Genomic DNA, 26055 nt, shown 5'->3' with positions numbered 1-26055 from the left:
TACATTCCTTGCAAATATTCAATGATTTGCAAAATCCTTTACTTATTATCGTTATCGATATGACAAAATCAATGCGAAAACTATAGTGATATAGAAGAATATGTGTATAAAGTCGGGAGAATCCTCCTGGCTTTTTTTATTTATGTTCCTTTGGAAAGAAGAGTATCTTTCCTAGCGGAAACGACACTGCTATAATGGAAAGATGATATGGAACTTTCATCAGATAAAGTAAAACTTTAATCAGTGGGGTGTTATCCTCGGCTAAGTATTAGCCATCACCAATGAGGTGAACAATCGAATAGCGATGATTGAAACGTATTTGCAAATTAAGGACAAGCTATTTTATAAAGAGTTAGGTAGCTGACTTGTTAATAAGAACTGAAAAATTATAATGAACTTTGAGATGAAACAACATTGTTGCATAAAATGCGATGTTGGAGGAGGACAATAGAATGGACTTACTACAACTATTTAAATTACAAAAAGAATTAGATGACCGTATTGTGAAAGAACATGACTTACAACCGAAAAAGTTGTTAAAAGAAAAAATGTTAGCTCTACTTGTAGAAATTGGAGAACTTGCAAATGAAACACGTTGTTTTAAATATTGGAGCAATAAACCAGCATCAGAGCGTGAAGTAATATTAGAAGAATACGTAGATGGTTTGCATTTTATCTTATCAATCGGAATCGATTTAGGAATTGATAAAAACTTCTTATTCTATAAATGTGCGCAAACGAATAAAACACAAGTGGAAATTTTCTTAGACACATATGCGAAAGTGATTCGTTTTACAGATCAACCATCTATTACAAACTATATTGAATTATTTACAAGCTACCTTCGACTTGGACAAGCACTTGAGTTTGAACAAGAGGAGATTGAAAAAGCGTATTTAGACAAAAATGAAGTAAATCATCAGCGTCAAACACAAGGATACTAAGTTAATTTTTGAATATTTCAATTTCCTTTTGTATAATAAAGTGACTGAAGAAAAAGGAGGGTGTTGGCAATGACAAAATTAGACGCGACATTGACAATGCTAAAAGAATTAACAGACGCACGCGGTATTGCGGGTAATGAGCGCGAACCACGTGAAGTAATGAAGAAATATATTGAGCCGTTTGCAGATGAACTTTCTACTGATAATTTAGGAAGTTTAGTTGCGAAAAAAGTTGGGGAAGAAAATGGCCCGAAAATTATGGTTGCAGGTCATTTAGATGAAGTTGGCTTTATGCTTACGCAAATTGATGACAAAGGCTTCCTTCGTTTCCAAACGGTTGGTGGCTGGTGGTCGCAAGTTATGCTTGCACAGCGCGTAACAATTGTAACGCGTAAAGGAGATATAACAGGTGTGATTGGCTCGAAACCACCGCACATTTTACCTCCAGAAGCTCGTAAAAAGCCAGTTGACATTAAAGACATGTTCATCGATATTGGTGCTTCTAGCCAAGAAGAGGCAATGGAGTGGGGCGTAAGACCAGGGGATCAAGTTGTGCCTTACTTTGAATTCCAAGTAATGAAGAACGAAAAGATGTTACTTGCAAAAGCATGGGATAACCGAATCGGTTGTGCGATTGCAATTGACGTATTAAAACAATTAAAAGATGAAAAACATCCAAACGTTGTATACGGCGTTGGAACTGTACAAGAAGAGGTTGGTCTTCGTGGTGCAAAAACATCTGCGAATTATATCAAACCAGATATCGCATTCGCAGTAGATGTTGGTATCGCTGGAGATACACCGGGTGTAACGTCAAAAGAAGCGCAAAGTAAAATGGGCGATGGACCGCAGATCATTTTATATGATGCTTCTGTTATTGGCCATACAGGTTTACGTGATTTCGTTGTTGATGTTGCTGATGAATTACAAATTCCGTATCAGTATGATTCTGTAGCGGGCGGGGGAACAGATGCAGGAGCAATTCACATTTCTGTAAACGGTATTCCGTCTATGGCAATTACGATTGCGACACGCTACATTCATTCGCATGCGGCAATGTTACACCGTGATGACTATGAAAATGCAGTGAAGTTAATTGTAGAAGTTATTAAACGTCTTGATAAAGAGGCTGTACATAACATTACTTTTAATTAATAGAGAAAGCGAAGGGATTTTTTCCTTCGCTTTTTGCATTTTAAAATGGTCTTTCTAACCCTGCTGCAGTATGAGCTCCTAAAATAATTAAGCGAGTTAATTGCATTGCCATGAAATGAGGGGTATAAATCATGCCTCTTTTTAACCATGACATAATCATTCCGATGTGAGCACCGGTAACGTAACTAATGAGAATATCACGGGGAACCATAAGTTCTTCATCATCTGGCTGTGAAATAGATAAACTCAATGTTAAATGTGTTTGGATTGTTTTCATCATTTTATAAGAGAAATTTCCAGCTGCTTTATCACCAAGCATAACGTTATAGAAATTTACATTTGCTGCAATATGTTCGAATAAAGCTAAAAAGGTTGGATTTGGAGAATCAAATGTAAGTTGAAACTCTTCTTTATTTTTATTTTTCGGTTTAATTACTTCCGTTAAGCTCTCTAACATTTCTTCAATGCTTTTGTCTAATAAATCATATTTATCATGGTAATGGCTATAAAATGTAGCGCGATTTACAGGAGCACGTTCCGCGATATGTTGCACAGTTACATTTTCGAAGCCCTTTTCGCCTACTAAAGCGACAAAAGCATCCTGTATGAGTTGTCTCGTTCGTTTTACACGTGGATCATTTGTATTTTTAATAGACATTTTTACTTCACCCCGTTTATTTTTTTTAACTTAAACAACACATATATAGTGTAATGTTGCTTAAACAACATATAGGTTTAAATTGTTGGTTGTAGATTCGGCATAATTATTTATAATTATAAACGATAGTCCTTCAGAAATCAGCACCGCTCGCAGACAGACGAAATAAGGTTTGTACTGCAAAGGGTGTGATTTTTTTGTTTAAAAGTTAATATAATTAACAATTAAACAATATAAACAATAAGGATGTAAATAGTTTAGAAAAAAATTATATGCGATATAAGGAGAGGAATGCAATGAATCAGTTTCGAAGAATGGTAATTATCAACATTATCACATTAATTGTATTAGTTGGCGGCGGTATTGGCGGTTATTACTACTACAATCAAACGGAAAACTATTTAAAAACAGACAATGCAAAAATTGACGGAAAGGTAATTCCAATTGCGTCACCAGTAGCGGGTAAATTAACCGACTGGAAAGCTGAAGTAGGCAAAAATTACAATGAGAACGATAAATTAGGTGCTGTTACTGTAGCGGCAGCAAATGGAGAACAAACAGTAGACGTAACAATTCCGCAAAATGCTACGGTTGTACAATCAAACGCAACAACAAATGCATTCGTTGGAGCGGGAAGCCCAATTGCTTACGCATTTGATATGAATAACTTATGGGTAACAGCAAACATTGAAGAGACAACTATTGATGATGTTCAAAAAGGTCAAACAGTAGATGTATATGTGGATGCATACCCAGATACAACGTTAACAGGAAAAGTAGAACAAGTTGGATTAACAACAGCGAATACATTCTCGATGTTACCATCAAGTAACGCAACAGCGAACTATACGAAAGTAAAGCAAGTTGTACCAGTTAAAATTTCTTTAGACCATAGTAAATCAGTAAATATTGTTCCTGGAATGAATGTGTCAGTTCGTATTCATAAGTAAGGGGGAGATGAGATGTCCTCAATTGCAATTGTAGGATATGCACTATTTTGTATAATCGTCTTCTTCCTTGTAAATCGTCTTTTACGAAAGAAAAAAACGAATATGGGAGAAGAACAAGTCCCAGCCGTAAGTAAAATAGAGGTAACTAAAGCAGAAACAGAACTTGAACAAAAACAAGAAACAGAAGCTTCTAACGTAGTGGAATTAGAAACAGGGAAGCAAGAGCAAGTGAAACAGGAAAAAGAAATGCTGAAGAGACAATTGCCGGTAGAGAATGTGAATGTAAAGGCAGTTGTAACTGTATTAATTCTTGGTATGTTCATTTCTATTTTAAATCAAACGATCATTAATGTTGCATTACCTCCATTAATGAACGAATTTAACGTATCAACTTCAACGGCCCAATGGTTAATTACAGGCTTCATGCTTGTAAACGGAATTTTAGTACCGATTAGTGCCTTTTTAGTTTCACGATTTACGTATCGTAAATTATTCGTAGCGGCAATGTTATTCTTCACAGTAGGATCTATCATTTGTGCTACATCAGGTAACTTTACAATGATGATGACGGGCCGTATTATTCAAGCGGTCGGTGCAGGTATTTTAATGCCGGTTGGTATGAATATCTTCATGACATTATTCCCGCCTCATAAGCGCGGAGCAGCGATGGGATTACTAGGGGTAGCAATGATTTTAGCGCCAGCTATTGGACCAACTATAACAGGTTGGGTGATTGAAAATTATAGCTGGAACTTAATGTTCTACGGTATGTTTGTGATCGGTTTAATTATTACGTTCTTATCTTTAAAATTCTTCACACTGGCACAGCCGGTGTCTAAAACAAAGTTAGATGTATTTGGTGTTATTAGTTCAAGTATTGGACTAGGAAGCTTACTGTACGGATTTAGTGAGGCTGGAAATAATGGCTGGACTAGTGCAGAAGTTATTATAACACTTATCATCGGTGTCATTGGTTTAACAGTATTTATTTGGAGAGAGTTAACAACGGACAATAAAATGCTTGATTTGCAAGTATTTAAATATCCAACGTTCACTTTCACATTAGTAATTAACGCAATCGTAACGATGGCATTATTCGGAGGTATGTTATTACTTCCAGTATACTTGCAAAACATTCGCGGTTTTACACCGATGGAATCAGGTTTATTATTACTTCCAGGATCATTAATTATGGGGATTATGGGACCAGTTGCAGGTAAACTATTTGATAAGTATGGTATTCGTCCGTTAGCAATTGTTGGATTAGCCATTACAACATTTGCGACATATAAATTTACAACGTTATCGATGGATACACCGTATAGCGTTATTATGACAGATTATATTATACGTTCAATTGGTATGTCATTCATTATGATGCCAATTATGACAGCTGGTATGAACGCGTTACCGATGAAATTAATTTCTCACGGTACAGCAACGCAAAATACGTCAAGACAAGTAGCTGGTTCAATTGGAACAGCGATATTAATCACGCTTATGACGCAACAAACTACTGCTCACGTAGCGGATTACGGCAATATGTTAACAACGTCAAACCCAATTTTAGTTGATAAAGTACACGGTATGGGTCAAAGCTTAGCGGCATTAGCCGGGTCAGCTCAAGCAGGAGATGCGATGAGCACGCAACTATTATTCGGACAAATTTCAAAGCTATCTGCAATTAACGGCATTAACGATGCCTTCTTAATTGCAACAATATTAGCAGGTATTGCTTGGGTGTTATCGTTCTTCTTACCATCAGGCAATAAACGAAATAGAAAAGCAGGGAATTAATTTCCCTGCTTTTCTATGTTTTTATGTAGTTAAATATAAAAGGTGATAAGCAGTCAAAGAGCATAATCCCGTTATAAACAAAATTATCCCCATAGAACGAATATGTGTGAATTGTCTCCCGCTTATAATAGCTGATAGTCCGGCTAAAGGGAAGAAGCTCCAATATAAAGTTCCTGAAATTGGGAGCATCCGCTCTAAATCTATTCCATAGCTTATACAAATGATAGGAACAACGATAAGCAATATACTAATCAATCCCGCTATAAAGGTAAGTAATTTTCGGTATTTAATTCCGGCAGCAATTAAAAAAATACCCACGATGAATTCGCATAGCATCAAAATAGGGCCTAAGATAATCCAAACTAACAATCCGGTAACTTCCATGTGTAATAACTCCTTAACGAATGAAATATGAATCAGGTATAGACATGAGCTGATAACAAATAGCTGCGAACAGTCCTAACGAGAAAATAATGAATCCCATATTACGTATACTTTTAATTTTTGAACGTGCCCCATTAATCCCTGCTAATAAACCAGCTAGAGAGAAAAGCATCCAATATAGAACCGCTGGAATATGAAGAACATCCTCTCCGTTTATACCTTTGTTCAAAAAAATAAAAGGCATTATAACGAATGAGCAGCAAATAATCCCCATTAAAATAGCAAGGAATTTACGATGAATAATTCCGGTTACCACTAAAAAAATACCACCAGCAATTCCGCACAACATGAGAAGTGGCATGAAAAGCATCCAAATAATACTGAACATATGTAAACTCCTTTTATGTTAATTAAGTAATATTTTACTATATGAGGTTTATTTTGGATATTATTAATGAAAATGAATAATTTGATAGGAATGTATGGATGATGTGTTATTGGCTCTTAGAAAAGCTAGGGGATAGTGTGACGGGAGAAGCGTTTGAAGTTGTTATAAAAGAGTGAAAGAGGTATCGTGATGATACCTCTTTTTTACGTTGAAAAGGCGATTATATTAGTCAAAATATGTAATAGTATAGCTGGAATAACAGATTTAGTTTGTTTGTACAATAAACAAGCAAATATTCCCGTCATAAATGCGCTAACCATAATTCCCACAGAGTACGTATGAGCAATACCGAAAATTAAACTTGAGAGAATTACAGCTGGCCAAAAGGTAAACTTCTCTTCGAAAAAACGAAGAAGAATACCTCTGCATACAAGCTCTTCAAAAATAGGTGCAAAAATCCCACCAGCTAGAAGTAAGAGAAGTGGATAGTGCTCTAGTGTTGAAAGTTGCAATGCATCAGACTGTTCTTGTACGGATGAAGGGAATAATTTATCTAACACAAGCATATCTACAAATAGGGTGAGTACATAATAAATGAGAACATAGATGTACATCTGAAAAGATTTTAAAACTCGAAAATCAAATATAGGTAATACTAGTTCTTTCAGTGGTTTATATTTCGTGATAAATACGATTAGTAAAAGTAAGGCAACTAATTCATAACTTACATTTTCTATAGAATCAAGCAAAAATTTATTTGTATCTGGGTTAATGTATCCATATAACTCAATAGGTAAAAGTGTAAGGAGTATATTTATTAATGAGAGACATGGGAAGAGAATGAATAAAACTCCAAGAAATTGTAACCATGACATGGAGTTGTTCTGTTCGTGTGGAATTTGTGTAGCGGGTTGCATATGTTCAAATCACCTCTTTATATTTATATATAAAATTATAATTGATTTGAATTTGGAATGTTACGTTTAAATATTACATACAAGATTCAAATTTGAAATATTCCGTGTATTTTTTAGGGGAAAATAATAAAAGAGGTATCACACTGTAGTGATGCCTCTTTCTCATTGGTAAATGCGTTCTGCCTTGTTATTCGATTTCGATTGCTCTATTTGCAATTCACGCTCTACCAACCGGTCTAATTGTTGAATTGCTTTCAATGCTTTTTCATAAGAAATCGTTCTATAATGATGTGCCCCGCCCGGTTCTTCATCGGCTTCATCCGCCCACTTAATAACGTTTTGTAGAGGTGTTCTTTCAAGCGTTTGTTCTAGTAGGAAAGAATCGGTGTGCAGAAGAATGGCAACGGAAATTTCTTTTGCTAGTTTCGGATGTTCTCCTAATCTAATAAGCAATTTATGAGCTCTTTCTGCTCCTTTAATTGCATGTATATCATTCTTTTTATACAAATCATAGTCCCATTCGCCACCTGTGTACCACGTATGGTGTCCGATATCATGAAGGAAACCAGCCTTTGTCGCAGCATCGACTGAGGCGTGATGCTTTTTAGCTAGGTGAAACGCATGGTAAGCGACAGCAATCGCGTGGACCATTCCAGAACGGTTTACATATTTTTGTGTAATGTGATGTTTAAAAACTTGTTCAAGCGTAATACGATGCATAAAACATTCACTCCTTTTATCCCGCTTTAACGGGCAGTAAGATTCCTACTTCAAAATTCGGCGAATACGAGGAAGTTAGGTGGGGAATCAACTGCCCGTAAAAGCCCGATTGGTGAAGGCTAATAATTAGTGGGGATTAACACCCCTCCCCACTAATTAAAGTTTCACTTTATCTAATGGTGTCTATAAAGAAAATCGATCGGTTTAAATGTATTTTGAACATTGTACTCCATCAATCAGCGTTAGTAAAGTAGAAATGTTTAGGAGAAGAAAAAAATTTTTTTCGTAAAAAAATCACCTCGGCTTATGCTAAGGTGATTTTCAAATTACTTATTTTTTTAATCCTTGCTCCAGTGTTTCTAGCATTTCGTGTTTTTCATTTTCACCAGCATTTTTCCAAATGACTTCGAATAAAACGCCAAGACCTGGAAGCATTTTTTCTTCACCGCTTTGAATTGCATCGACAATCGTTTCTTGTAATTGGTCTTGTGAATTTCCAGTCACATTCGCTAATACAGCGCCGCGTAAATTAAAACTCATGATTTTCACCTCTTCTTCAGAATTGAAACTGACGTTAGTTTTTGTTCTTTTTTATGTAAATATGTATGAAAAATAGGCTATAATGATAAGACAAGAAGAGAGGGAAATACATATTATGAAAAACATTGATTCAGTACAAAATCCGCGTGTGAAGCAGTGGAAGAAGCTGCAGACGAAAAAAGAGCGCGATAAAAAAGGTTTATTTTTTGTAGAAGGATTCCATTTAGTAGAGGAAGCTTTAAAGGCGGGAGTTGTAACAGAACTTATCGTTTCAGATCAGACAGATCTTCCGAAAGATTGGACAGTTAATGATGTTGAAATGTATATCGTGCCTGAAGCAATTGTAAAAGTACTTCGCGAAACAGAAACAACGCAAGGAGTATTTGCTGTTTGTGAGAAACATGAGAAAGAAGTAGCTCTTATTGATGGGAAATTTCTTTTATTAGACGGCCTTCAAGACCCAGGTAATTTAGGAACAATTATTCGTACAGCTGATGCAGCTGGTATTCATGCCGTTGTGCTTGGAGAAGGGTGCGTTGATGTTTATAATAGTAAAGTACTACGATCTACACAAGGTTCTATTTTCCACTTACCGGTTGTAAAAGGGAACTTAGAAGAATGGGTAGACAAGTTAAAAGAAAATAACGTTCCTGTATATGGAACAGCTCTTGAAAATGGAGTTCCGCACGTTGAAGTAACACCGGCCGGAAGTTTTGCATTAATTGTAGGAAATGAAGGAAGCGGCGTACGCCAAGAAATTCTTGCAAAAACTGATCAAAACTTGTATATTCCGATTTATGGCGGGGCAGAATCATTAAATGTTGCGGTTGCAGCAGGGATTTTAACGTATTATTTACAAAGCCCAGTTGCGAACAAATAAAAAACTTCTTATAATAAGTTGAAGTATACGTTCGTAATGAACATACAATAAAAGTTAAATAACGAAAAACGTTGATAGAGAAGAGTAGCTTACAAAATCGCCATATAGGGAGAGAGTGCCTTAGACTGAAAGCATTCTTATGGTAGACGGAAGTGAATTCACCTCTGGAGTTGACGCCAGGACCATTTATATGTAAAGGCGTTCCGGTCAGAATTGATCGTTATAACTAATGAGTGGGCAGACTTGTTCTGTCAATTTAGGGTGGTACCGCGAATTTACCTCGTCCCTTTTTGGGAGCGAGGTTTTTTTATTTTTAAAATTAGGAGGGTTCCAAATGGAAGCACGTTTAAAAGAGCTAAAGCAAAAAGCGTTAGAGCTTATTGAAGAAGCGAAAGAGCTAAAAGGCTTAAACGATGTACGCGTAGCGTATTTAGGGAAGAAAGGCCCAATTACAGAAGTATTACGCGGCATGGGAAAATTATCAGCAGAAGAGCGTCCACGTATGGGAGCATTAGTAAATGAAGTACGTGAAGCGATTCAAACGCGTCTAGACGACAAAATTGGTAACTTAGAAAAAGCAGTAATTGAAGCGAAATTGGCTACTGAAACAATTGATGTTACCTTGCCAGGTCGTCCTGTTGAAACAGGTTGTCACCATCCGTTAACAGCTGTTGTTGAACAAATTGAAGATGTATTTATCGGTATGGGTTATGAAGTAGCTGAAGGAACAGAAGTAGAAAAAGACTACTACAACTTCGAAGCATTAAACTTACCGAAAGATCACCCAGCGCGTGATATGCAAGATACATTCTACATTACAGAAGAAACGTTACTACGTACACATACATCTTCTGTGCAAGCACGTACGATGGAAAATAATAAAGAAAAAGGCCCGATCAAAATTATTTGTCCTGGTAAAGTGTATCGCCGCGATGACGATGATGCGACGCATTCACACCAGTTCATGCAAATTGAAGGTCTTGTAATTGATAAAAACATTCGCATGAGTGACTTAAAAGGTACACTGCAAGTATTCGTGAAAAAGATGTTCGGTGAAGATCGTGAAATCCGTCTTCGTCCAAGTTTCTTCCCATTCACAGAGCCATCTGTAGAGATGGATATTTCTTGTATGATGTGTCACGGTAAAGGTTGCGGCACATGTAAAGGAACTGGCTGGATTGAAATTTTAGGCGCAGGTATGGTTCACCCGAACGTACTTGAAATGGCTGGTTATGATTCAAAAGAATATCAAGGTTTCGCATTCGGTATGGGCGCAGAGCGTATCGCAATGTTGAAATACGGCGTAGATGACATTCGTCATTTCTATACAAATGATGTACGTTTCCTACAACAATTCAAACGAGCGTAAGGGAAGGAGAGGATAAATATGTTCGTATCATATCGTTGGTTACAAGAGTATGTAGATATTAAAGATGTAACAGCACAAGAACTAGCAGACAAAATCACGAAAAGTGGTATTGAAGTAGAAGGTGTTGAAGTATTAAATAAAGGTGTAAAAGGTGTTGTAGTTGGTCACGTATTAGAATGTGAAAAACACCCAGAAGCTGATAAATTAAGCAAATGCTTAATCGATATCGGTGAAGAAGAGCCAGTACAAATTATTTGTGGAGCTGCTAATATTGCAAAAGGTTTAAAAGTACCGGTTGCAAAAGTTGGCGCTGTACTTCCTGGTAACTTCAAAATTAAAAAAGCAAAACTACGTGGTGAAGCTTCTCACGGTATGGTTTGTGCGCTTCAAGAGCTTGGTATTGATGGAAAGTTAGTTTCAAAAGAATATGCAGATGGTATCTTCATCTTCCCGAGTGACGCTGAAGTTGGTGCAGATGCACTTGAAATTTTAAACTTACACGATGAAGTACTTGAGCTTGGTTTAACACCAAACCGTGCAGATTGCTTAAACATGTTAGGTGTTGCATATGAAGTAGCTGCTATTTACGGCCGTGAAGTGAAACTTCCAGCTATCGACTTACAAGAAACAGCAGAAAAAACTTCTGATTACATTTCTGTAAGTGTAGAAGCGAAAGAAGAAAACCCATTATATATTGCAAAAATGGTTAAAAACGTAAAGATTGGTCCATCACCAATCTGGATGCAAACTCGTCTTATGGCAGCTGGCATTCGTCCAATTAGCAACGTAGTTGATATTACAAACTACATTTTAATGGAATACGGTCAACCGTTACATGCATTTGATTACGATAAATTAGGTTCAAAAGAAATCGTTGTTCGTCTTGCAAAAGAAGGCGAAAAAATTGAAACGTTAGATGATCAAGAACGTACATTACAAAGCCACCACCTTGTAATTACAAACGGCACAAAAGCTTTAGCTGTTGCTGGTGTAATGGGCGGAGCTGATTCTGAAGTTACAAATGACACAGTAAACGTTCTAATCGAGTCTGCATACTTTGCAGGACAAACTGTGCGCCGTACATCAAAAGACTTAGGTCTTCGTAGTGAATCAAGTGCACGTTTCGAAAAAGGGATTGACCCAACACGCACATTTGAAGCGATTCAACATGCAGCTGCTTTAATGGCAAAATACGCTGGCGGTGAAGCACTTGAAGGTGTAGTAGAAGCTGATAACTTACAAGTAGAAGAGCGTACAGTATCTGTTACAGCTGAGAAAGTCAACCGTGTATTAGGAACAGATATTTCTGCAAGTGAAATGGGTACAATGTTCACAAACTTAAAATTCCCATTCACAGAAGTAGAAGGAACATTCCTTGTAAATGTACCAGCACGTCGTCCTGACATTACAATTTCAGAAGACTTAGTAGAAGAAGTAGGTCGTCTGTACGGTTATGATCACATTCCAGTTACATTACCTTCTGGAACGATGACACGTGGTAAATTAACATCAGCACAGACGAAACGTCGTAAAGTACGCCGCTTCCTAGAAGGCGCTGGTTTATATGAAGCAATCACGTACTCATTAACAAGCGCTGACAAAGCGAAACAATATATGGTTGAGCCAAACGAAAAAGCTCCTGTAAATCTTGCACTTCCAATGAGCGAAGAGCGTAGCCAACTTCGTTTAAGCTTAGTGCCACAATTGTTAGAAGCAGTTTCATACAATGTTGCACGTAAAAACGATAGCGTTGCTTTATACGAAGTAGGTTCTGTCTTCTTACCAACAGAAGCAGGAGAACTTCCGAAAGAAGAACAACATCTTGCAGGTGTTATGACAGGTCTGGCTCTTCACCATGCATGGCAAGGTGAGAAGAAAGTTGTAGACTTCTTCGTTGTGAAAGGTGTGCTAGAAGGATTATTCGACGTACTAGGCGTTGCAAACCAAATCACATATGCACCAGCAAAACGTGAAGGTATGCACCCAGGTCGTACAGCTGACATCGTATTAGATGGCGAAGTAATCGGATTCATCGGTCAATTGCACCCAGAAACAGAAAAACAATTAGATGTGAAAAATACATTCGTATTCGAACTATCTCTTGTAAAAGTATTCGGTGCAGACGCAGAGGAAACTTACTACTCAGCAATTCCACGTTTCCCATCTATGACACGTGATATGGCTGTTGTCGTAACAACAGAAACAAAAGCTGGTGAAATGAAGCAAGTCATTGCTGAAGCTGGCGGAGAACTTCTGAAAGACGTAACACTATTCGACTTATATGAAGGTGAGAAAATGGAAGAAGGCAAGAAATCACTTGCATTCTCTATGAACTACTTCGATGCAGAACGTACATTAACAGATGAAGAAGTAACAGAAGCACATAACCGTGTATTAACAGCGGTAGAAGAGAAATTTGGTGCGGAGTTACGTAAGTAATAAAAGATTGCCGGATTAATTCCGGCAATTTTTTTTATGATGCGAATGTCGAAAGTTGTCGGTAAGTCGATATATTATAAAAATCGCTGATATATTTGAAGTTACGGTCGATATATTATAAAAATCGCCGATATATTTTCTGGCATCTTGCATCTTTCTCTCGAATGTAGTACATTAATTTTAGTTTAACAAAATGAAAGACGATGATAAGGAAAAGTAGTATATACTATAATCCATAGCGAGTCAGGGACGGTGAGAGCCTGATGAGGCGGTATATATGAAGAACACCTTGGAGTTGCTAACCGAAATTGGATCTTGTATTCAAGAGTAGACTTAGACGGGAATCCGGCCTGTTACAAACCGGGAAGTATGTATTACATACGAGTTAAAGTTGGTCTTTATGACAAATTGGGTGGTACCGCGAAGTTTAACCTTTCGTCCCTTTATGGATGAAAGGTTTTTTTGTATTTAAATATATCAGCAAAGGAGAATTTCACTATGGAAAACACATTAGTAAAAAGTCTGTATAGAGATACAGAAAAGTATGCAGATCAAACAGTACAAGTATCAGGGTGGATTCGTAACTTACGTGATTCAAAAGCATTTGGTTTCATCGAATTAAACGATGGTAGCTTCTTCAAAAGCGTTCAAATCGTTTTCGATACAGAATTAGAGAACTTCAAAGAGATTGCAAAACTTCCACTTAGCTCTTCAGTTAAAGTAGAAGGTAAAGTAATTGCAACGCCTGGAGCGAAGCAACCATTTGAAATTAAAGCAGAAAAAATTGATATCGAGGGCTTATCAGATTCTGATTACCCACTTCAAAAGAAGCGTCATACGTTTGAATACTTACGTACAATCGCTCACTTACGTCCAAGAACAAATGCATTCTCTGCAACGTTCCGTGTACGTTCTATCGCAGCATTTGCGATTCACCAATTCTTCCAAGAGCGTGGATTCGTACATGTTCACACACCAATCATCACTGGTAGTGATACAGAAGGTGCTGGCGAAATGTTCCGCGTAACAACGCAAGATTTAAACAACGTACCAAAAGGTGAAGACGGACAAGTTGATGAATCAAAAGACTTCTTCGGTAAAGAAACAAACTTAACAGTAAGTGGACAGCTGAACGCTGAAGCTTATGCATTAGCATTCCGTGATGTATACACATTCGGACCTACATTCCGTGCGGAGAACTCAAACACAACTCGCCATGCAGCTGAGTTCTGGATGGTTGAGCCTGAGATTGCATTTGCTGAATTAGGCGATGTAATGGATCTTACAGAAGATATGCTGAAATATGCAATGAAATATGTATTAGAACATGCACCAGAAGAAATGGACTTCTTCAACAGCTTCGTTGATAAAACAGTTCTAGAGCGCATGAACAACGTAATTAACTCTGACTTCGGTCGTATCACTTATACAGAAGCAATTAAAGTACTTCAAGAATCAGGTGCTGACTTTAAATACCCAGTAGAATGGGGTATTGACTTACAAACAGAGCACGAAAGATACTTATCAGAAGAAATCTTCAAACGCCCTGTATTCGTAACAGACTATCCGAAAGACATTAAAGCATTCTACATGCGTATGAACGAAGATGGTAAAACAGTAGCTGCTACTGACCTTCTAGTTCCTGGCATCGGCGAATTAATCGGCGGTAGCCAACGTGAAGAAAGAATGGACGTTTTAGTAGACAGAATTAAAGAATTAGGTATGAACGAAGAGGACTACTGGTGGTACTTAGAACTTAGAAAATACGGCGGTACAAAACACGCTGGATTCGGTCTAGGTTTCGAGCGCTTCCTAATGTACATCACTGGTATGGCTAACATCCGTGACGTAATTCCATTCCCAAGAACTCCAGGTTCTTCTGAATTCTAAAATATACAAAAGCGAGAGGATTTCCTCTCGCTTTTTATTTTGAATAGTTTATTACCTCGTAGCAAAAAGTAACGCGAAGGGGTGAATATAAATGAGTAAAAAAGTGAAAAAAGATCATTCAAGATCGAGCCTAGGTTCTCCAGAAGTAGAAGGACAAGGAACGACGACACATGAAACAGGTTCTCATAAAGTATCTTCATCAAATAAGAAGCAGAAACGAAGCTAACATAAAAAGGGAGAGTCTTGGCGGCTCTCCTTTTTTATGTATTACATCTTATTATCATGAATCTCTTTTGTAATTTTATCCCGCATTAGCGGGCAGTAAGACCACCACCTCAAAATTCAGCGAAAGCGAAGAAGTTAGGTGGGGGATCAACTGCTCGTAAAAGCCCGATTGGTGTGGGCTAATAATCAGTGGGGGAGGAACAAAACCCCCACTGATTAAAGTTTCACTTTATCTACATCTTTGTCTAATCGATCTAAATAGAAAAACCACATTAAGCTCATGAGCACGTAATAGATGGCCATCACACAAAGACTATCAGATATATTTTCGAATGTGGATTTAGTAGTGAAAAAAGCTCCCCAAATGATAGAAATAGTGAGGAAAGAAAGCGGGCCCACGAGGTGTACTAGAACATATAATAACTTTTACAGCGTTCATATGAATTCCCTCCTTATGCAAACAATCCTTTTCTTCTAATCATAAATTCGAGTTCCTCACAGAAGTGTTGTAGTTTTGCTGGATTATGTATTAACAAGCGGGCATCGTGTTTCCCGATAAATCTTCGAATCCGAAAGTTTAATAAGAAAGATCGGCCATAGCGCTCTATTAAATCGTTGAAGGCTGGTTGTTCACTTAGTAGCTGAATGTTTTCTCTAATTTCGAACTGTCTTTCGTGTGGATCGCCTAGTAAAATATTTAGAATCATTTGTAGAAGTAGCAATGGGACCCCCTCTTTAGTTTGAATAATCTGTATATTTATATTGTAACAAAAATATAAGGGTGATAGTAGGGTGAAACAAAAAACAGGAGTTTGTAGGCTCCTGTTTTTGTCGATACTATTTTAATAAGCGAAACGCCTTCTCCGTATTAGCAAAATGCAGTTTCACAAACTCAGGTAATCTTTCTTTACCAAGCCTTTGGATTAATTTAGCGGCTGCAATATCAACTTGTTTACCAGCACCTTTTGGAAGCGGCATACCAGCTTTTTTACTTAGTTCGTCGAATTGTTTTACGAATGAGTAACGAGCTAAAATAGAAGCAGCGGCTACTGCTAAATGGACGCTTTCGCCTTTCGTCGCGAAGTAAACATTTTCACGCTGAACCTGCTTTTGTTTTGCTAAATATTTGTAGTATGTATCAGGTTGTGTGAATTGATCGATTAAGACGCCTTCAGGTTTTGTAGGGGCAATTTTAGCTAATAAGTTTGTAATAGCTTTATTGTGTAGTAAAGCTTTTAGCTTACCTTGGTTGTTTCCTTTATCAAATAGCTCGTTATATTTTTCATTATGAAGGACAAGAGAGCTGTAAGGAACAACGTGTAGAAGTTGTTTCGCAATAGCGGTAATTTGATCATCATTTAAGTTTTTAGAGTCTTTTACACCAAGCTCTTTTAAAAGTGGAATTTGCTTTGCGTCAACATATACAGCAACTACTGTCATCGGTCCGAAGAAATCACCAGTACCAACTTCATCTGACCCTACGATAGACATTGTACCGATGGAAGCAGGTGGTGCATAACGGTGTGAATCGACCGATTTTTTTACAGCTGTTTTCGGTGTTTGAGAGACAGTTTGCCAACGAGAAGCTTCTGCTTCAGCACGTCCACCTTGGAACATTACTTTTCCAGATTTATACGCTGTAATCGTGCAAGATGGCACCTTTGCCATAAAGATACCGCCTTGTGGAATTTTCGGGCTTAGTGCTTGTTTATATTGTTGTTTCATGTCTTCAATTACTGTAGAACTTGTTTGTATTACGATAGAATTTGACAATATGTTCGCTCCTTTTTTTATATTGTTATTTTTATCATATCGGATTGTTCTTTCTGTTTCCATATTATGATGGTTCATGGTATTATAAACTTTAGGATTCTGTACGTGATTGGAGGCCGGTGAGTTGTCACAACAAAAGGGAAAAAAAAGTCGAATTAATGTAGAAATATATGGCCAACAGTATTCAGTTGTTGGCGATGAAAGTACAAGTCATATCCGCATGGTAGCAGCGATTGTGGATGATAAAATGCGCGAACTCAATGCCAAGAATCCTTCGCTTGATACGAGTAGACTAGCGGTATTGACGGCGGTAAACGTCATACACGATTACATAAAATTAAAAGAAGAACATGAGAAATTGAAAGAAAGTATGACACAAAAAGGAATGGAATAACATGATTGATATTATTATCATTTTACTGCTTGTTATGGGATTTTTCCTTGGCTTACGCAGAGGGTTTATTCTGCAACTTGTAAAGTTAACAAGCTTTATTATCGCATACCTTGTTGCATACTGGTACTGTAAAGATTTAGCGCCAGCACTAGCGAAATTTATTCCGTATCCATTTGATAAAAATGTATCTGTTCCAGAATGGATTGATGCAAATAATATTGAAACAGTATTTTATCAAGCAATTGCGTTTATCTTATTATTTATTATTACAAAAATCGCACTTTCATTACTTGGTAATTTGTTAAATATGTTTGCAGAAATACCGGTTTTAAAGCAAGTAAATGCGTTTGCGGGGGCAATCCTCGGATTTTTAGAAGTGTATATTATTTTATTTGTCTTAATTATCGTTGGAAACATTCTTCCGATTGAGCAAATACAAACACCATTACAAAAATCATCAATTAGCAAAATAATTGTAGACGATACACCGATTCTTTCTGAAAAGGTGAAGGAACTATGGCAGACAGGTAGCAAAGTATAACTTCTCTTTTTTCGGAAAGAGAAGTTTTTTTCTATGAAAGAAAGGCGGGACAATGATGAAAGTAAATAAAAAACAAGTTATTAAATTACTAGAGACAATCGGGCTTTTTATGGAATTAAAGGGGACGAATCCATTTAAAATATCTGCATTCCGTAAAGCAGCAGCAGCACTAGAAAGTGATGATCGTAGTCTTTCTGAAATTGAAGATTTCACAAAGATTGCCGGCATCGGAAAAGGAACGGCAGCAGTTATTCAAGAATATATAGAATCGGGAACATCTGAAGTATTACAGGAACTTGAAAAAGAAGTACCAAGCAGTTTATTACCGTTATTAAAACTTCCGGGCCTTGGTGGTAAGAAGGTAGCTAAGTTATACAAAGAACTTGGTGTTGTTGATATGGAATCGCTAAAAGCTGTTTGCGAGGAAAATAAAGTACAAGCTTTAGCAGGTTTCGGTAAGAAAACAGAAGAGAAAATATTAGAAGCAATTGATCAAGTGGGATCTCGTCCAGAGCGTTTACCAATTGCAATGGTATTGCCTATTGCCGGGGAAATAGAGGAGAAATTGTCGAATATTGCTGAAGTGATTCGTTTCTCTCGCGCTGGTAGCTTACGCCGTGTTCGTGAGACAGTGAAAGATTTAGATTTCATTATTGCAACGACGGAGCCAGCAGTAGTACGTGAACATTTATTACAGTTTGATAATATGATTGAAGTGATTGCAAGTGGAGATACGAAAGTCTCTGTTCGTCTTCAATATGAATACGATATTTCAATTGATTTCCGCTTAGTAAAACCAGAAGAGTTTATTACAACTCTTCACCATTTCACAGGATCAAAAGACCATAACGTAAAAATGCGCCAAATCGCCAAAGATAAAGGTGAGAAAATTAGTGAGTACGGTGTAGAGAATCTGGAAACAGGTGAAATAAAAACATTTGAAACAGAAGAGGAGTTCTTTGCTCATTTCAGTCTTCCGTTTATTCCGCCAGAAGTACGTGAAGATGGAAAGGAAATTGAATTAATTAAAGAGTATCCGAACTTAATTCAGTTCTCTGACATACAAGGTGATTTACATATGCATACAACATGGAGTGACGGTGCCTTTTCAATTGAAGAAATGGTACAAGCATGCCGCGCTCGTGGATATAAGTTTATGGCGATTACGGACCACTCACAATACTTGAAAGTAGCGAATGGTTTAACGAAAGAGCGTCTTCGCGAGCAAGCGAAAGAAATTGAGCGTATGAATGAAAAGTATCCAGACATTACAATTTTACGCGGAATTGAAATGGACATTTTACCAGATGCCTCGCTTGATTTTGATGATGAAGTATTAGCAGAATTAGATTATGTCATTGGAGCGATTCACTCTAGCTTCTCACAAGACCGTGAAACGATTATGAAACGTCTTCGCACTGCGCTTGAGAATAAGCATGTCACAATGATTGCCCATCCGACAGGTCGTCTTCTTGGGCGCCGCGAGGGTTACGATGTAGATACAGATTTATTAATCCAGCTCGCAAAAGAAACAAATACAGTTTTAGAATTAAATGCAAACCCAAACCGTCTAGATTTAAGCGCGAAATTATTAAAACAAGCACAAGATGCTGGTGTAAAAGTAGCGATTAATACGGATGCTCATACACTTGAAATGTTAGAAGATATGGAAACAGGTGTAGCAGCAGCACGTAAAGGTTGGATTCAAAAAGATAATGTAATTAACACATGGGATATTGAACGTTTATTAGACTATATTAAACGTAATAAGTAACACAAGGGGGACCTGCAACATGTTAGAAAGAACGTTGCGTGTATTAGAATACAATAAAGTAAAAGAACAATTACTTGAACATACAGCCTCTTCACTTGGCCGTGACAAGGTGAAGAATTTAGTACCAAGCACAGATTTTGAAGAAATTGTAGAACTGCAAGATACGACGGATGAAGCTGCGAAAGTCATTCGTTTAAAAGGTAGTGCACCATTAGGTGGTATTACGGATATTCGCTCAAATGTGAAGCGTGCAAAGATTGGAAGTATGTTAAGCCCAAATGAACTACTTGATATTGCCAATACGATGTATGGTAGTCGCAATATGAAACGTTTCATTGAAGATATGGTTGATAATGGTGTCGAGTTGCCAATTTTAGAAACTCATGTCGCTCAAATTGTATCTTTATATGATTTAGAAAAGAAAATTACAAATTGCATTGGTGACGGCGGAGAAGTAGTCGATAGTGCGAGTGATAAACTACGTGGTATTCGTACTCAAATTCGTACTGCGGAAAGCCGTATTCGTGAAAAGTTAGAAAATATGACGCGTTCTTCAAACGCGCAAAAGATGCTATCTGACGCGATTGTAACGATTCGTAACGAACGTTACGTAATCCCAGTAAAACAAGAATACCGCGGCGTATATGGCGGTATTGTTCACGATCAATCAGCTTCTGGGCAAACGTTATTTATTGAACCACAAGTCATTGTAGAGTTAAATAATGCGCTTCAAGAAGCACGAGTGAAAGAAAAACAAGAAATTGAACGCATCTTATTGATGTTAACAGAAGAAGTGGCAGTAGAAGCGGATATCGTTTTATCTAACGTAGAAGTAGTTGCGAATCTTGACTTCATCTTTGCGAAAGCTTTTTATGCGAAGCGTATTAAAGCAACGAAGCCAATCGTAAATAACGAGCGCTATATGGATTTAAGACAAGCTCGTCATCCGCTTATTGATCCAGAAATTATCGTGCCAAATAACATTATGTTAGGTAAAGATTTCACGACAATTGTTATTACAGGACCGAATACAGGTGGTAAAACAGTTACGCTGAAAACAGTGGGTATTTGTGTATTAATGGCGCAATCTGGTCTTCACATTCCAGTAATGGATGAGTCAGAGATTTGTGTATTTAAAAATATCTTTGCTGATATCGGTGATGAGCAATCGATTGAACAAAGTTTAAGTACGTTCTCCTCACATATGGTGAACATTGTTGATATTTTAGAAAAAGCTGATTTTGAAAGCTTAGTTTTATTCGATGAATTAGGTGCTGGAACAGACCCGCAAGAAGGGGCTGCACTAGCAATTTCAATTTTAGATGAAGTATGTAATCGTGGTGCTCGCGTTGTTGCTACGACGCATTACCCAGAATTAAAAGCATACGGATATAATCGTGAGCAAGTTATTAATGCGAGCGTTGAGTTCGACGTGAATACATTAAGCCCAACGTATAAATTATTAATCGGTGTACCAGGACGTAGTAATGCCTTTGAAATTTCGAAACGTCTTGGATTATCTGATCGAGTTATCGATCAAGCACGTAACCATATTAGTACAGATACAAATAAAATTGAAAATATGATTGCGAAGTTAGAAGAAAGTCAAAAGAACGCAGAGCGTGACTGGAACGAAGCAGAAGCACTTCGCAAGCAATCTGAAAAACTTCATCGCGAATTACAGCGTCAAATTATTGAATTTAACGATGAGCGCGATGAAAAATTATTAAAAGCGCAAAAAGAAGGAGAAGAAAAAGTCGAAGCTGCAAAGAAAGAAGCTGAAGGCATTATTCAAGAACTTCGTCAATTGCGTAAAGCACAGCTTGTAAACGTGAAAGACCATGAGCTTATTGAAGCGAAGAGCCGTCTAGAAGGAGCAGCGCCAGAGCTTGTGAAGAAACAAAAGGTAAACGTGAAAAACACTGCGCCGAAACAACAATTACGAGCAGGCGATGAAGTAAAAGTGTTAACGTTCGGTCAAAAAGGTCAACTACTTGAAAAAGTAAGTGATACAGAGTGGAGCGTACAAATTGGTATTCTGAAGATGAAAGTGAAAGAATCCAATATGGAATACATTAATACACCGAAACAAACAGAGAAAAAAGCAGTTGCAAGTGTGAAGGGTAGAGATTATCACGTTTCGTTAGAGCTTGATCTTCGCGGTGAACGTTATGAAGATGCAATGATGCGCGTTGAAAAATATTTAGACGATGCACAGCTTGCAAGCTATCCGCGCGTATCAATTATTCACGGTAAAGGAACAGGAGCACTTCGCCAAGGTGTACAAGATTACTTGAAGAAACATCGCGGCGTGAAAAACTACCGCTACGGTGACATGGGCGAGGGAGGCCTAGGCGTAACAGTTGTCGAATTAAAATAGCAAACAACCAAACAAAAGGGGAAACCATTATATGTTTATGGACAAACTTGCAAAAGCATTGTTAGCTTGTTGTGGAATATTTTTGGTGATTGGGGTTATTTATTTAGTTGTTTTTGCGAAGTGAAAGAGCGTCAATCGTGGCAGAGTGATATTGCCATAGATTGACGCTTTTAATATATACGAAAAGGAATAAGCTATGAAAATCAACCAATACATAAGCGAAGCAAAATCCTGCTCAAGACGTGAAACAGATCGCCTTATTAAAGCTGGACGCGTGGCTATTAATGGCGAAATATGTACGCACGGTGCACTTGTGAGCGATGGTGATGTTGTAACGATTGATGGGCAGGTTATTGCAAACGAAGAGAAAGAAAAGGTGTACATAGCCTTCCATAAACCAGTCGGAATTACTTGTACAGCCGCCGATCATATTGAAGATAATATTATTGATTATATCAATTATCCAGAGCGAATCTTTCCTGTTGGGCGATTAGATAAGGCATCGGAAGGACTTATTTTATTAACGAATGATGGCTCTATTGCTAACCAGATTTTGCATGGTGATCATGAGCATGAGAAGGAATATGTTGTTACGGTCGATAAGCCTTTTACTGATTGGTTTATTGATGAGATGTCCAGCGGTGTAAAGATTAAAGGTGGTATGACGAAGCCATGTAAAGTGATGAGAGTCGATCAATCTACATTTCGCATCGTCTTAACGCAAGGAATGAATAGACAAATTCGTAGAATGAGCCGTGCTTTCGGGTTTACTGTAACAAAGCTAAAGCGAGAGCGCATTATGAATATAGAGTTAAATGAACTTGAAGTAGGAAAATGGCGAGATATTACAACTGAGGAATTAGAAATATTAATAGGGCAGTTATAGGGAGAAAAGTTTTCTCCCTATATTTTTGTTGTCAGAAAAAATAAAACTATTGATTTTTTAAAAAATAGCCCATATAATAAAAAACAACAAGTTTCGACAAGATATTTTATAAAAGTAATGATGAGGACATGAGTTGTATTTTACGATTCTCAGAGAGGGAAGCCTAGGCTGTGAGCTTCCTAATACGAAAAGACATACTTACCACCTCTAAACTTCAAGAGTGAACTGCATGATGCATTGTAATTCTTGGCGGATAAAACCGTTATCAATTTACACGAGCTATAAAATGAGCTTATTTCGTTATAAATTCATTTTATTAGAATAAGGGTGGAACCACGATTTCAGCACTCGTCCCTTTGTTAGGGACGGGTGTTTTTTGCGTTCTTTTATAGGGAAGTATGTTTGAAAGAGGATATGTGACGGATTTAAATTCAGAATATTTTGTTAATTAAATGATTAATTAGGAGGTTAGTAGAAATGAAATCATCTTTAAAGTTTTCTGAGATGTTTGCAATAAGTTTAATGTTATTTGCACTATTTTTCGGTGCGGGTAATATGATTTTCCCACCAGCGTTAGGACAAGGTGCTGGAACAGATGTATGGATCGCGTTGTTTGGTTTTATCGTAACAGGTGTGGGACTACCTTTATTAGGGGTTATTGTTATAGCTCTAAAAGGAGATATTAATGAGCTAGCTGGACGTGTGCATCCATTATTCGCACTAGTGTTTATCACAGTAATTTATTTATGTTTAGGTGTATTTGTAAGTGTACCGCGTACAGGAACAGTTGCTTATGAGATGAGCATTGCACCGTTTTTACCAAGTGAGGTAGCTGGTCAATCATATCCACTTGTTATCTTTACATTTATTTTCTTTGCAGTAACTTTCTATTTAGCTTTAAACCCATCGAAATTAGTGGGGCGCATTGGTAAAGTGTTAACTCCAATTTTATTAGCTGTTATTGCAATTATTGTAGCGAAAGCACTTATTACACCAATTGGAGAGTTTGGTGCACCGACAGAAGCATATAGTGCTCCACTCTTTAAAGGTTTTATTGATGGATATTTAACTTTAGATGGACTTGCAGCACTTGTTTTTGGAAATGTTGTCATTAATGCTTTAAAAGCGAAAGGTGTTACAAATAAGAATAGTATTGCGAAAGTAACAATCTTTGCAGGATTTATTGCAGCACTTGGTTTACTACTTGTGTATTTAGCGCTTGCGTATCTTGGGGCTTCTAGTGTATCTCTTGGAATGGGTGCAAACGGAGGAATTATTTTAACAAACGTTGTGAATCATTTATTTGGAAGTTACGGAACTTTATTATTAGGTATCGCGATTACAGCAGCATGTTTAACAACTTCTGTAGGTATTGTTGCAGCTTGTGGGGAATATTTCTCTTCGTTATTACCGAAGCTTTCTTATCAAAAAGTCATTTTTGTTTTCTGTGTATTAGCATTTATGGTAGCAAATCTTGGTTTAACTCAGTTAAACGCATTAGCATTACCAATTTTAATTGCAATTTATCCAATTGGTATCGTACTTATCGTATTATCACTTGTTGAAAATTACGTTCGTCTTCCATTAGCAATGTATGTAGGCGGTATTGTAGGAGCGTTCGCAATCAGTTTCTTTGATGGATTGCACAATGCAAACCTTCAAATTGTAGCATTAGCACCTATTTTAGATAAGATACCATTATACAGTGTAGGAATTGGCTGGTTAATTCCCGCTATAGTTGGTGTAGCGATTGGCTATGTAATTTCTATGTTCAAGAAACAAGAAGTTGCTGTAGAAAAATAGAGAAAAGAGGCTTTCTATAATAGAAAGTCTCTTTTTTTGTAGAAAAAGTCATACATAGAGAAATTCAGATATTAAAAATTTTATACGTAATATAGTTGACAAAAAAATTAGCATTAGGCTAAGATTGACTTAGTTGTGGAAATATTGGAAGGGAAGTGACGGGAGCAAGGGAAGAGGTTTTCTATGACTATATCATTTTTGGAAGAAGGGGTGATAGAAGAATAGAATAGGTAGTTTATTTTTTTTGTAGTCTGTTGAGAATGATAATCAGTAAAGTGATTGAATTATTTTAGAGTGATTTTTATAGGGATTATTGAGGGATATTATATTTTTTGACCTCTAGTGAGAATGATAATCAACAATACTTATATTACATAAAGTAATGACAATTAAATAAAGGTAGAAGAGATTATTTTTTTCTTATAAATTGAGAATAATTATCATTTTCAAATTATAAAACGAAAGATAAACAAGGAGGAAGTAAGCAAAATGAGAAAGTTTTCAGTATTACCCGCATTTATTATAACGTTAGTATGTATGCTAGCTTTTCTCGTAATGCCATCTGGACAAGCTTCAGCAAAATTAGCTGACGGTACTTACGATATTAACTACGTTATCAAAAAGGCGGAAGATGATTCAGCTTCAATGGCAAATGATTATTTTGAAAAACCAGCTAAGTTAATTGTAAAAAATGGTGAGATGAGAGTACAAGTTCCAATGAATCATAGTGCTTGGATTACAGAATTTAAAGCACCAGAGAATGGTAATTTCGTTGATTCAAAAGTAATTAGCAAGGACGAAGCAGCAGATAAAAGAACAGTTGAATTTAAAGTTGATGATCTATCTAAACCGTTAGGAGTAAAAATTCATGTTGTTGTACCAAGTGCAAACTACGACCATCATTACACAATTCGTTTTGCATTTGATGCAAACGTAAAAGCTGTAGGCGGCGATAACAATGCAGCTGTTGTAACAAAAACTGATGATCAAACTAAAAAAGATGGACAAGTAAAAGAAGAGCAAAAGAAAGAAGAGAGTAAAGAAACAAACAAAGATGTAAATAAAGGAACAAATGAGAGTAGCAAGGCCGAAAAAACAGATAACCCAAAAACAGGTGATGATGCACGCATTGGATTATTTGCAGCGTTAGTTCTTATCTCAGGTGTTTTCTTAGTTCGTAAAGTGAAGTTAAGTTAAGTAAATAAAATTTAAAAAAGGAGAGTCATTCTATTGAACAGGTATTTGAAA

25 protein-coding genes and 3 other annotated features are annotated in these 26055 nt (G+C 37.0%); of the genes, 16 read left to right on the top strand and 9 right to left on the bottom strand.

Features of this window, described 5'->3' with window-relative positions; genetic code table 11:
• The first annotated feature begins 452 nt into the window (after window positions 1–452).
• Both BAU27_RS12490 and BAU27_RS12485 read left to right on the top strand, forming a co-directional pair.
• Complete coding sequence (locus BAU27_RS12490) at window positions 453–944, top strand: dUTP diphosphatase (protein WP_000365057.1); 492 nt, start codon at window positions 453–455, stop codon at window positions 942–944.
• A gap of 69 nt (window positions 945–1013) precedes the next feature.
• The gene (locus BAU27_RS12485) at window positions 1014–2099 is read left to right on the top strand and encodes a M42 family metallopeptidase (RefSeq protein WP_000163562.1); all 1086 of its coding nucleotides are present in this window, start codon (window positions 1014–1016) and stop codon (window positions 2097–2099) included.
• A 40-nt stretch (window positions 2100–2139) separates the two neighbouring features.
• Here BAU27_RS12485 and BAU27_RS12480 read toward each other — a convergent pair whose 3' ends face one another.
• Window positions 2140–2757 (bottom strand): TetR/AcrR family transcriptional regulator, encoded by a 618-nt coding sequence (locus tag BAU27_RS12480; RefSeq protein WP_071771033.1) that lies wholly within the window; start codon window positions 2755–2757, stop codon window positions 2140–2142.
• 296 nt (window positions 2758–3053) lie between these two features.
• On the opposite strand from BAU27_RS12480, the gene BAU27_RS12475 reads away from it, so the two are divergent.
• Both BAU27_RS12475 and BAU27_RS12470 read left to right on the top strand, forming a co-directional pair.
• Window positions 3054–3707, top strand: coding sequence for an HlyD family secretion protein (locus BAU27_RS12475; RefSeq protein ID WP_071771032.1), 654 nt, complete (start codon window positions 3054–3056; stop codon window positions 3705–3707).
• Window positions 3708–3719: 12 nt separating this feature from the next.
• A complete protein-coding gene (locus BAU27_RS12470; RefSeq protein WP_071748267.1) occupies window positions 3720–5504 on the top strand; it encodes a DHA2 family efflux MFS transporter permease subunit in 1785 nt (594 codons plus the stop codon).
• A 21-nt stretch (window positions 5505–5525) separates the two neighbouring features.
• Here the strand turns inward: BAU27_RS12470 and BAU27_RS12465 are convergent, their stop codons facing one another.
• The 5 genes from BAU27_RS12465 to sspI all read right to left on the bottom strand — a co-directional run bounded on the left by BAU27_RS12465 (window position 5526) and on the right by sspI (window position 8453).
• The gene (locus BAU27_RS12465) at window positions 5526–5888 is read right to left on the bottom strand and encodes an ammonia permease (RefSeq protein ID WP_071771031.1); all 363 of its coding nucleotides are present in this window, start codon (window positions 5886–5888) and stop codon (window positions 5526–5528) included.
• 13 nt (window positions 5889–5901) lie between these two features.
• Window positions 5902–6276: an ammonia permease gene (locus BAU27_RS12460; protein WP_071771030.1), complete on the bottom strand. Its 375-nt coding sequence runs from the start codon at window positions 6274–6276 to the stop codon at window positions 5902–5904.
• A 203-nt stretch (window positions 6277–6479) separates the two neighbouring features.
• Window positions 6480–7193: a CPBP family intramembrane glutamic endopeptidase gene (locus BAU27_RS12455; protein WP_071748264.1), complete on the bottom strand. Its 714-nt coding sequence runs from the start codon at window positions 7191–7193 to the stop codon at window positions 6480–6482.
• Between the two features lie 162 nt (window positions 7194–7355).
• A complete protein-coding gene (locus tag BAU27_RS12450) occupies window positions 7356–7913 on the bottom strand; it encodes an HD domain-containing protein (RefSeq protein ID WP_071771029.1) in 558 nt (185 codons plus the stop codon).
• Window positions 7914–8243: 330 nt separating this feature from the next.
• Window positions 8244–8453 (bottom strand): small acid-soluble spore protein SspI, encoded by a 210-nt coding sequence (gene sspI, locus BAU27_RS12445; protein WP_071748262.1) that lies wholly within the window; start codon window positions 8451–8453, stop codon window positions 8244–8246.
• 82 nt (window positions 8454–8535) lie between these two features.
• Here sspI and BAU27_RS12440 point away from each other — a divergent pair, with 82 nt between their 5' ends.
• The 5 genes from BAU27_RS12440 (at window position 8536) to BAU27_RS12420 (ending at window position 15257) form a co-directional block, all read left to right on the top strand.
• A complete protein-coding gene (locus BAU27_RS12440; protein ID WP_071748261.1) occupies window positions 8536–9333 on the top strand; it encodes a TrmH family RNA methyltransferase in 798 nt (265 codons plus the stop codon).
• A gap of 62 nt (window positions 9334–9395) precedes the next feature.
• Window positions 9396–9624: a binding site (T-box leader), on the top strand.
• Between the two features lie 43 nt (window positions 9625–9667).
• Entirely contained in the window at window positions 9668–10702 is a 1035-nt protein-coding gene (pheS, locus tag BAU27_RS12435; protein WP_000388217.1) for a phenylalanine--tRNA ligase subunit alpha, read from the top strand.
• A gap of 18 nt (window positions 10703–10720) precedes the next feature.
• Complete coding sequence (gene pheT, locus BAU27_RS12430) at window positions 10721–13141, top strand: phenylalanine--tRNA ligase subunit beta (RefSeq protein WP_071748260.1); 2421 nt, start codon at window positions 10721–10723, stop codon at window positions 13139–13141.
• A 194-nt stretch (window positions 13142–13335) separates the two neighbouring features.
• Window positions 13336–13587, top strand: a binding site (T-box leader).
• A gap of 52 nt (window positions 13588–13639) precedes the next feature.
• On the top strand, window positions 13640–15031 hold the full coding sequence (gene asnS, locus BAU27_RS12425; RefSeq protein ID WP_000432181.1) for an asparagine--tRNA ligase: 1392 nt from the start codon (window positions 13640–13642) through the stop codon (window positions 15029–15031).
• 91 nt (window positions 15032–15122) lie between these two features.
• Entirely contained in the window at window positions 15123–15257 is a 135-nt protein-coding gene (locus tag BAU27_RS12420) for a YuzL family protein (RefSeq protein WP_000039594.1), read from the top strand.
• Window positions 15258–15472: 215 nt separating this feature from the next.
• On the opposite strand, the gene BAU27_RS12415 is transcribed toward BAU27_RS12420, so the two are convergent.
• The 3 genes from BAU27_RS12415 to rnhC all read right to left on the bottom strand — a co-directional run bounded on the left by BAU27_RS12415 (window position 15473) and on the right by rnhC (window position 17029).
• A complete protein-coding gene (locus BAU27_RS12415; protein ID WP_083595983.1) occupies window positions 15473–15655 on the bottom strand; it encodes a hypothetical protein in 183 nt (60 codons plus the stop codon).
• A gap of 53 nt (window positions 15656–15708) precedes the next feature.
• Window positions 15709–15978: a hypothetical protein gene (locus tag BAU27_RS12410; RefSeq protein ID WP_071748259.1), complete on the bottom strand. Its 270-nt coding sequence runs from the start codon at window positions 15976–15978 to the stop codon at window positions 15709–15711.
• A gap of 115 nt (window positions 15979–16093) precedes the next feature.
• A complete protein-coding gene (rnhC, locus tag BAU27_RS12405) occupies window positions 16094–17029 on the bottom strand; it encodes a ribonuclease HIII (protein WP_071748258.1) in 936 nt (311 codons plus the stop codon).
• Window positions 17030–17153: 124 nt separating this feature from the next.
• On the opposite strand from rnhC, the gene zapA reads away from it, so the two are divergent.
• The 7 genes from zapA to isdC all read left to right on the top strand — a co-directional run bounded on the left by zapA (window position 17154) and on the right by isdC (window position 26004).
• On the top strand, window positions 17154–17423 hold the full coding sequence (zapA, locus tag BAU27_RS12400; protein ID WP_071748257.1) for a cell division protein ZapA: 270 nt from the start codon (window positions 17154–17156) through the stop codon (window positions 17421–17423).
• 1 nt (window position 17424) lies between these two features.
• Window positions 17425–17964, top strand: coding sequence for a CvpA family protein (locus BAU27_RS12395; RefSeq protein ID WP_071748256.1), 540 nt, complete (start codon window positions 17425–17427; stop codon window positions 17962–17964).
• A gap of 55 nt (window positions 17965–18019) precedes the next feature.
• On the top strand, window positions 18020–19738 hold the full coding sequence (gene polX, locus BAU27_RS12390) for a DNA polymerase/3'-5' exonuclease PolX (protein ID WP_071771028.1): 1719 nt from the start codon (window positions 18020–18022) through the stop codon (window positions 19736–19738).
• Between the two features lie 19 nt (window positions 19739–19757).
• A complete protein-coding gene (locus tag BAU27_RS12385) occupies window positions 19758–22118 on the top strand; it encodes an endonuclease MutS2 (protein ID WP_000893738.1) in 2361 nt (786 codons plus the stop codon).
• A 196-nt stretch (window positions 22119–22314) separates the two neighbouring features.
• A complete protein-coding gene (locus BAU27_RS12380; RefSeq protein ID WP_071771027.1) occupies window positions 22315–23004 on the top strand; it encodes a 23S rRNA pseudouridine(2604) synthase RluF in 690 nt (229 codons plus the stop codon).
• Window positions 23005–23112: 108 nt separating this feature from the next.
• Window positions 23113–23363: a binding site (T-box leader), on the top strand.
• Window positions 23364–23481: 118 nt separating this feature from the next.
• On the top strand, window positions 23482–24807 hold the full coding sequence (gene brnQ6 / locus BAU27_RS12375; RefSeq protein WP_071771026.1) for a branched-chain amino acid transport system II carrier protein BrnQ6: 1326 nt from the start codon (window positions 23482–23484) through the stop codon (window positions 24805–24807).
• Window positions 24808–25296: 489 nt separating this feature from the next.
• On the top strand, window positions 25297–26004 hold the full coding sequence (gene isdC / locus BAU27_RS12370) for a heme uptake protein IsdC (protein WP_071771025.1): 708 nt from the start codon (window positions 25297–25299) through the stop codon (window positions 26002–26004).
• Window positions 26005–26055 lie beyond the last annotated feature (51 nt).

The organism is Bacillus sp. NH11B (assembly GCF_001884205.1).
Classification (GTDB): domain Bacteria; phylum Bacillota; class Bacilli; order Bacillales; family Bacillaceae_G; genus Bacillus_A; species Bacillus_A proteolyticus.
Note: the sequence above shows the minus strand (reverse complement) of the source record. Positions and strands in the feature narration are given on the sequence as shown.

Coding starts and splice junctions, on each gene's coding strand:
- polX (WP_071771028.1), top strand. CDS start 18,020: ATGAAAGTAAATAAAAAACAAGTTATTAAATTACTAGAGACAATCGGG.
- isdC (WP_071771025.1), top strand. CDS start 25,297: ATGAGAAAGTTTTCAGTATTACCCGCATTTATTATAACGTTAGTATGT.
- pheS (WP_000388217.1), top strand. CDS start 9,668: ATGGAAGCACGTTTAAAAGAGCTAAAGCAAAAAGCGTTAGAGCTTATT.
- BAU27_RS12420 (WP_000039594.1), top strand. CDS start 15,123: ATGAGTAAAAAAGTGAAAAAAGATCATTCAAGATCGAGCCTAGGTTCT.
- BAU27_RS12460 (WP_071771030.1), bottom strand. CDS start 6,276: ATGTTCAGTATTATTTGGATGCTTTTCATGCCACTTCTCATGTTGTGC.
- BAU27_RS12380 (WP_071771027.1), top strand. CDS start 22,315: ATGAAAATCAACCAATACATAAGCGAAGCAAAATCCTGCTCAAGACGT.
- BAU27_RS12475 (WP_071771032.1), top strand. CDS start 3,054: ATGAATCAGTTTCGAAGAATGGTAATTATCAACATTATCACATTAATT.
- sspI (WP_071748262.1), bottom strand. CDS start 8,453: ATGAGTTTTAATTTACGCGGCGCTGTATTAGCGAATGTGACTGGAAAT.
- BAU27_RS12485 (WP_000163562.1), top strand. CDS start 1,014: ATGACAAAATTAGACGCGACATTGACAATGCTAAAAGAATTAACAGAC.
- BAU27_RS12465 (WP_071771031.1), bottom strand. CDS start 5,888: ATGGAAGTTACCGGATTGTTAGTTTGGATTATCTTAGGCCCTATTTTG.
- pheT (WP_071748260.1), top strand. CDS start 10,721: ATGTTCGTATCATATCGTTGGTTACAAGAGTATGTAGATATTAAAGAT.
- BAU27_RS12470 (WP_071748267.1), top strand. CDS start 3,720: ATGTCCTCAATTGCAATTGTAGGATATGCACTATTTTGTATAATCGTC.
- BAU27_RS12480 (WP_071771033.1), bottom strand. CDS start 2,757: ATGTCTATTAAAAATACAAATGATCCACGTGTAAAACGAACGAGACAA.
- BAU27_RS12490 (WP_000365057.1), top strand. CDS start 453: ATGGACTTACTACAACTATTTAAATTACAAAAAGAATTAGATGACCGT.
- BAU27_RS12440 (WP_071748261.1), top strand. CDS start 8,536: ATGATAAGACAAGAAGAGAGGGAAATACATATTATGAAAAACATTGAT.
- BAU27_RS12455 (WP_071748264.1), bottom strand. CDS start 7,193: ATGCAACCCGCTACACAAATTCCACACGAACAGAACAACTCCATGTCA.
- BAU27_RS12450 (WP_071771029.1), bottom strand. CDS start 7,913: ATGCATCGTATTACGCTTGAACAAGTTTTTAAACATCACATTACACAA.
- asnS (WP_000432181.1), top strand. CDS start 13,640: ATGGAAAACACATTAGTAAAAAGTCTGTATAGAGATACAGAAAAGTAT.
- BAU27_RS12385 (WP_000893738.1), top strand. CDS start 19,758: ATGTTAGAAAGAACGTTGCGTGTATTAGAATACAATAAAGTAAAAGAA.
- BAU27_RS12395 (WP_071748256.1), top strand. CDS start 17,425: ATGATTGATATTATTATCATTTTACTGCTTGTTATGGGATTTTTCCTT.
- brnQ6 (WP_071771026.1), top strand. CDS start 23,482: ATGAAATCATCTTTAAAGTTTTCTGAGATGTTTGCAATAAGTTTAATG.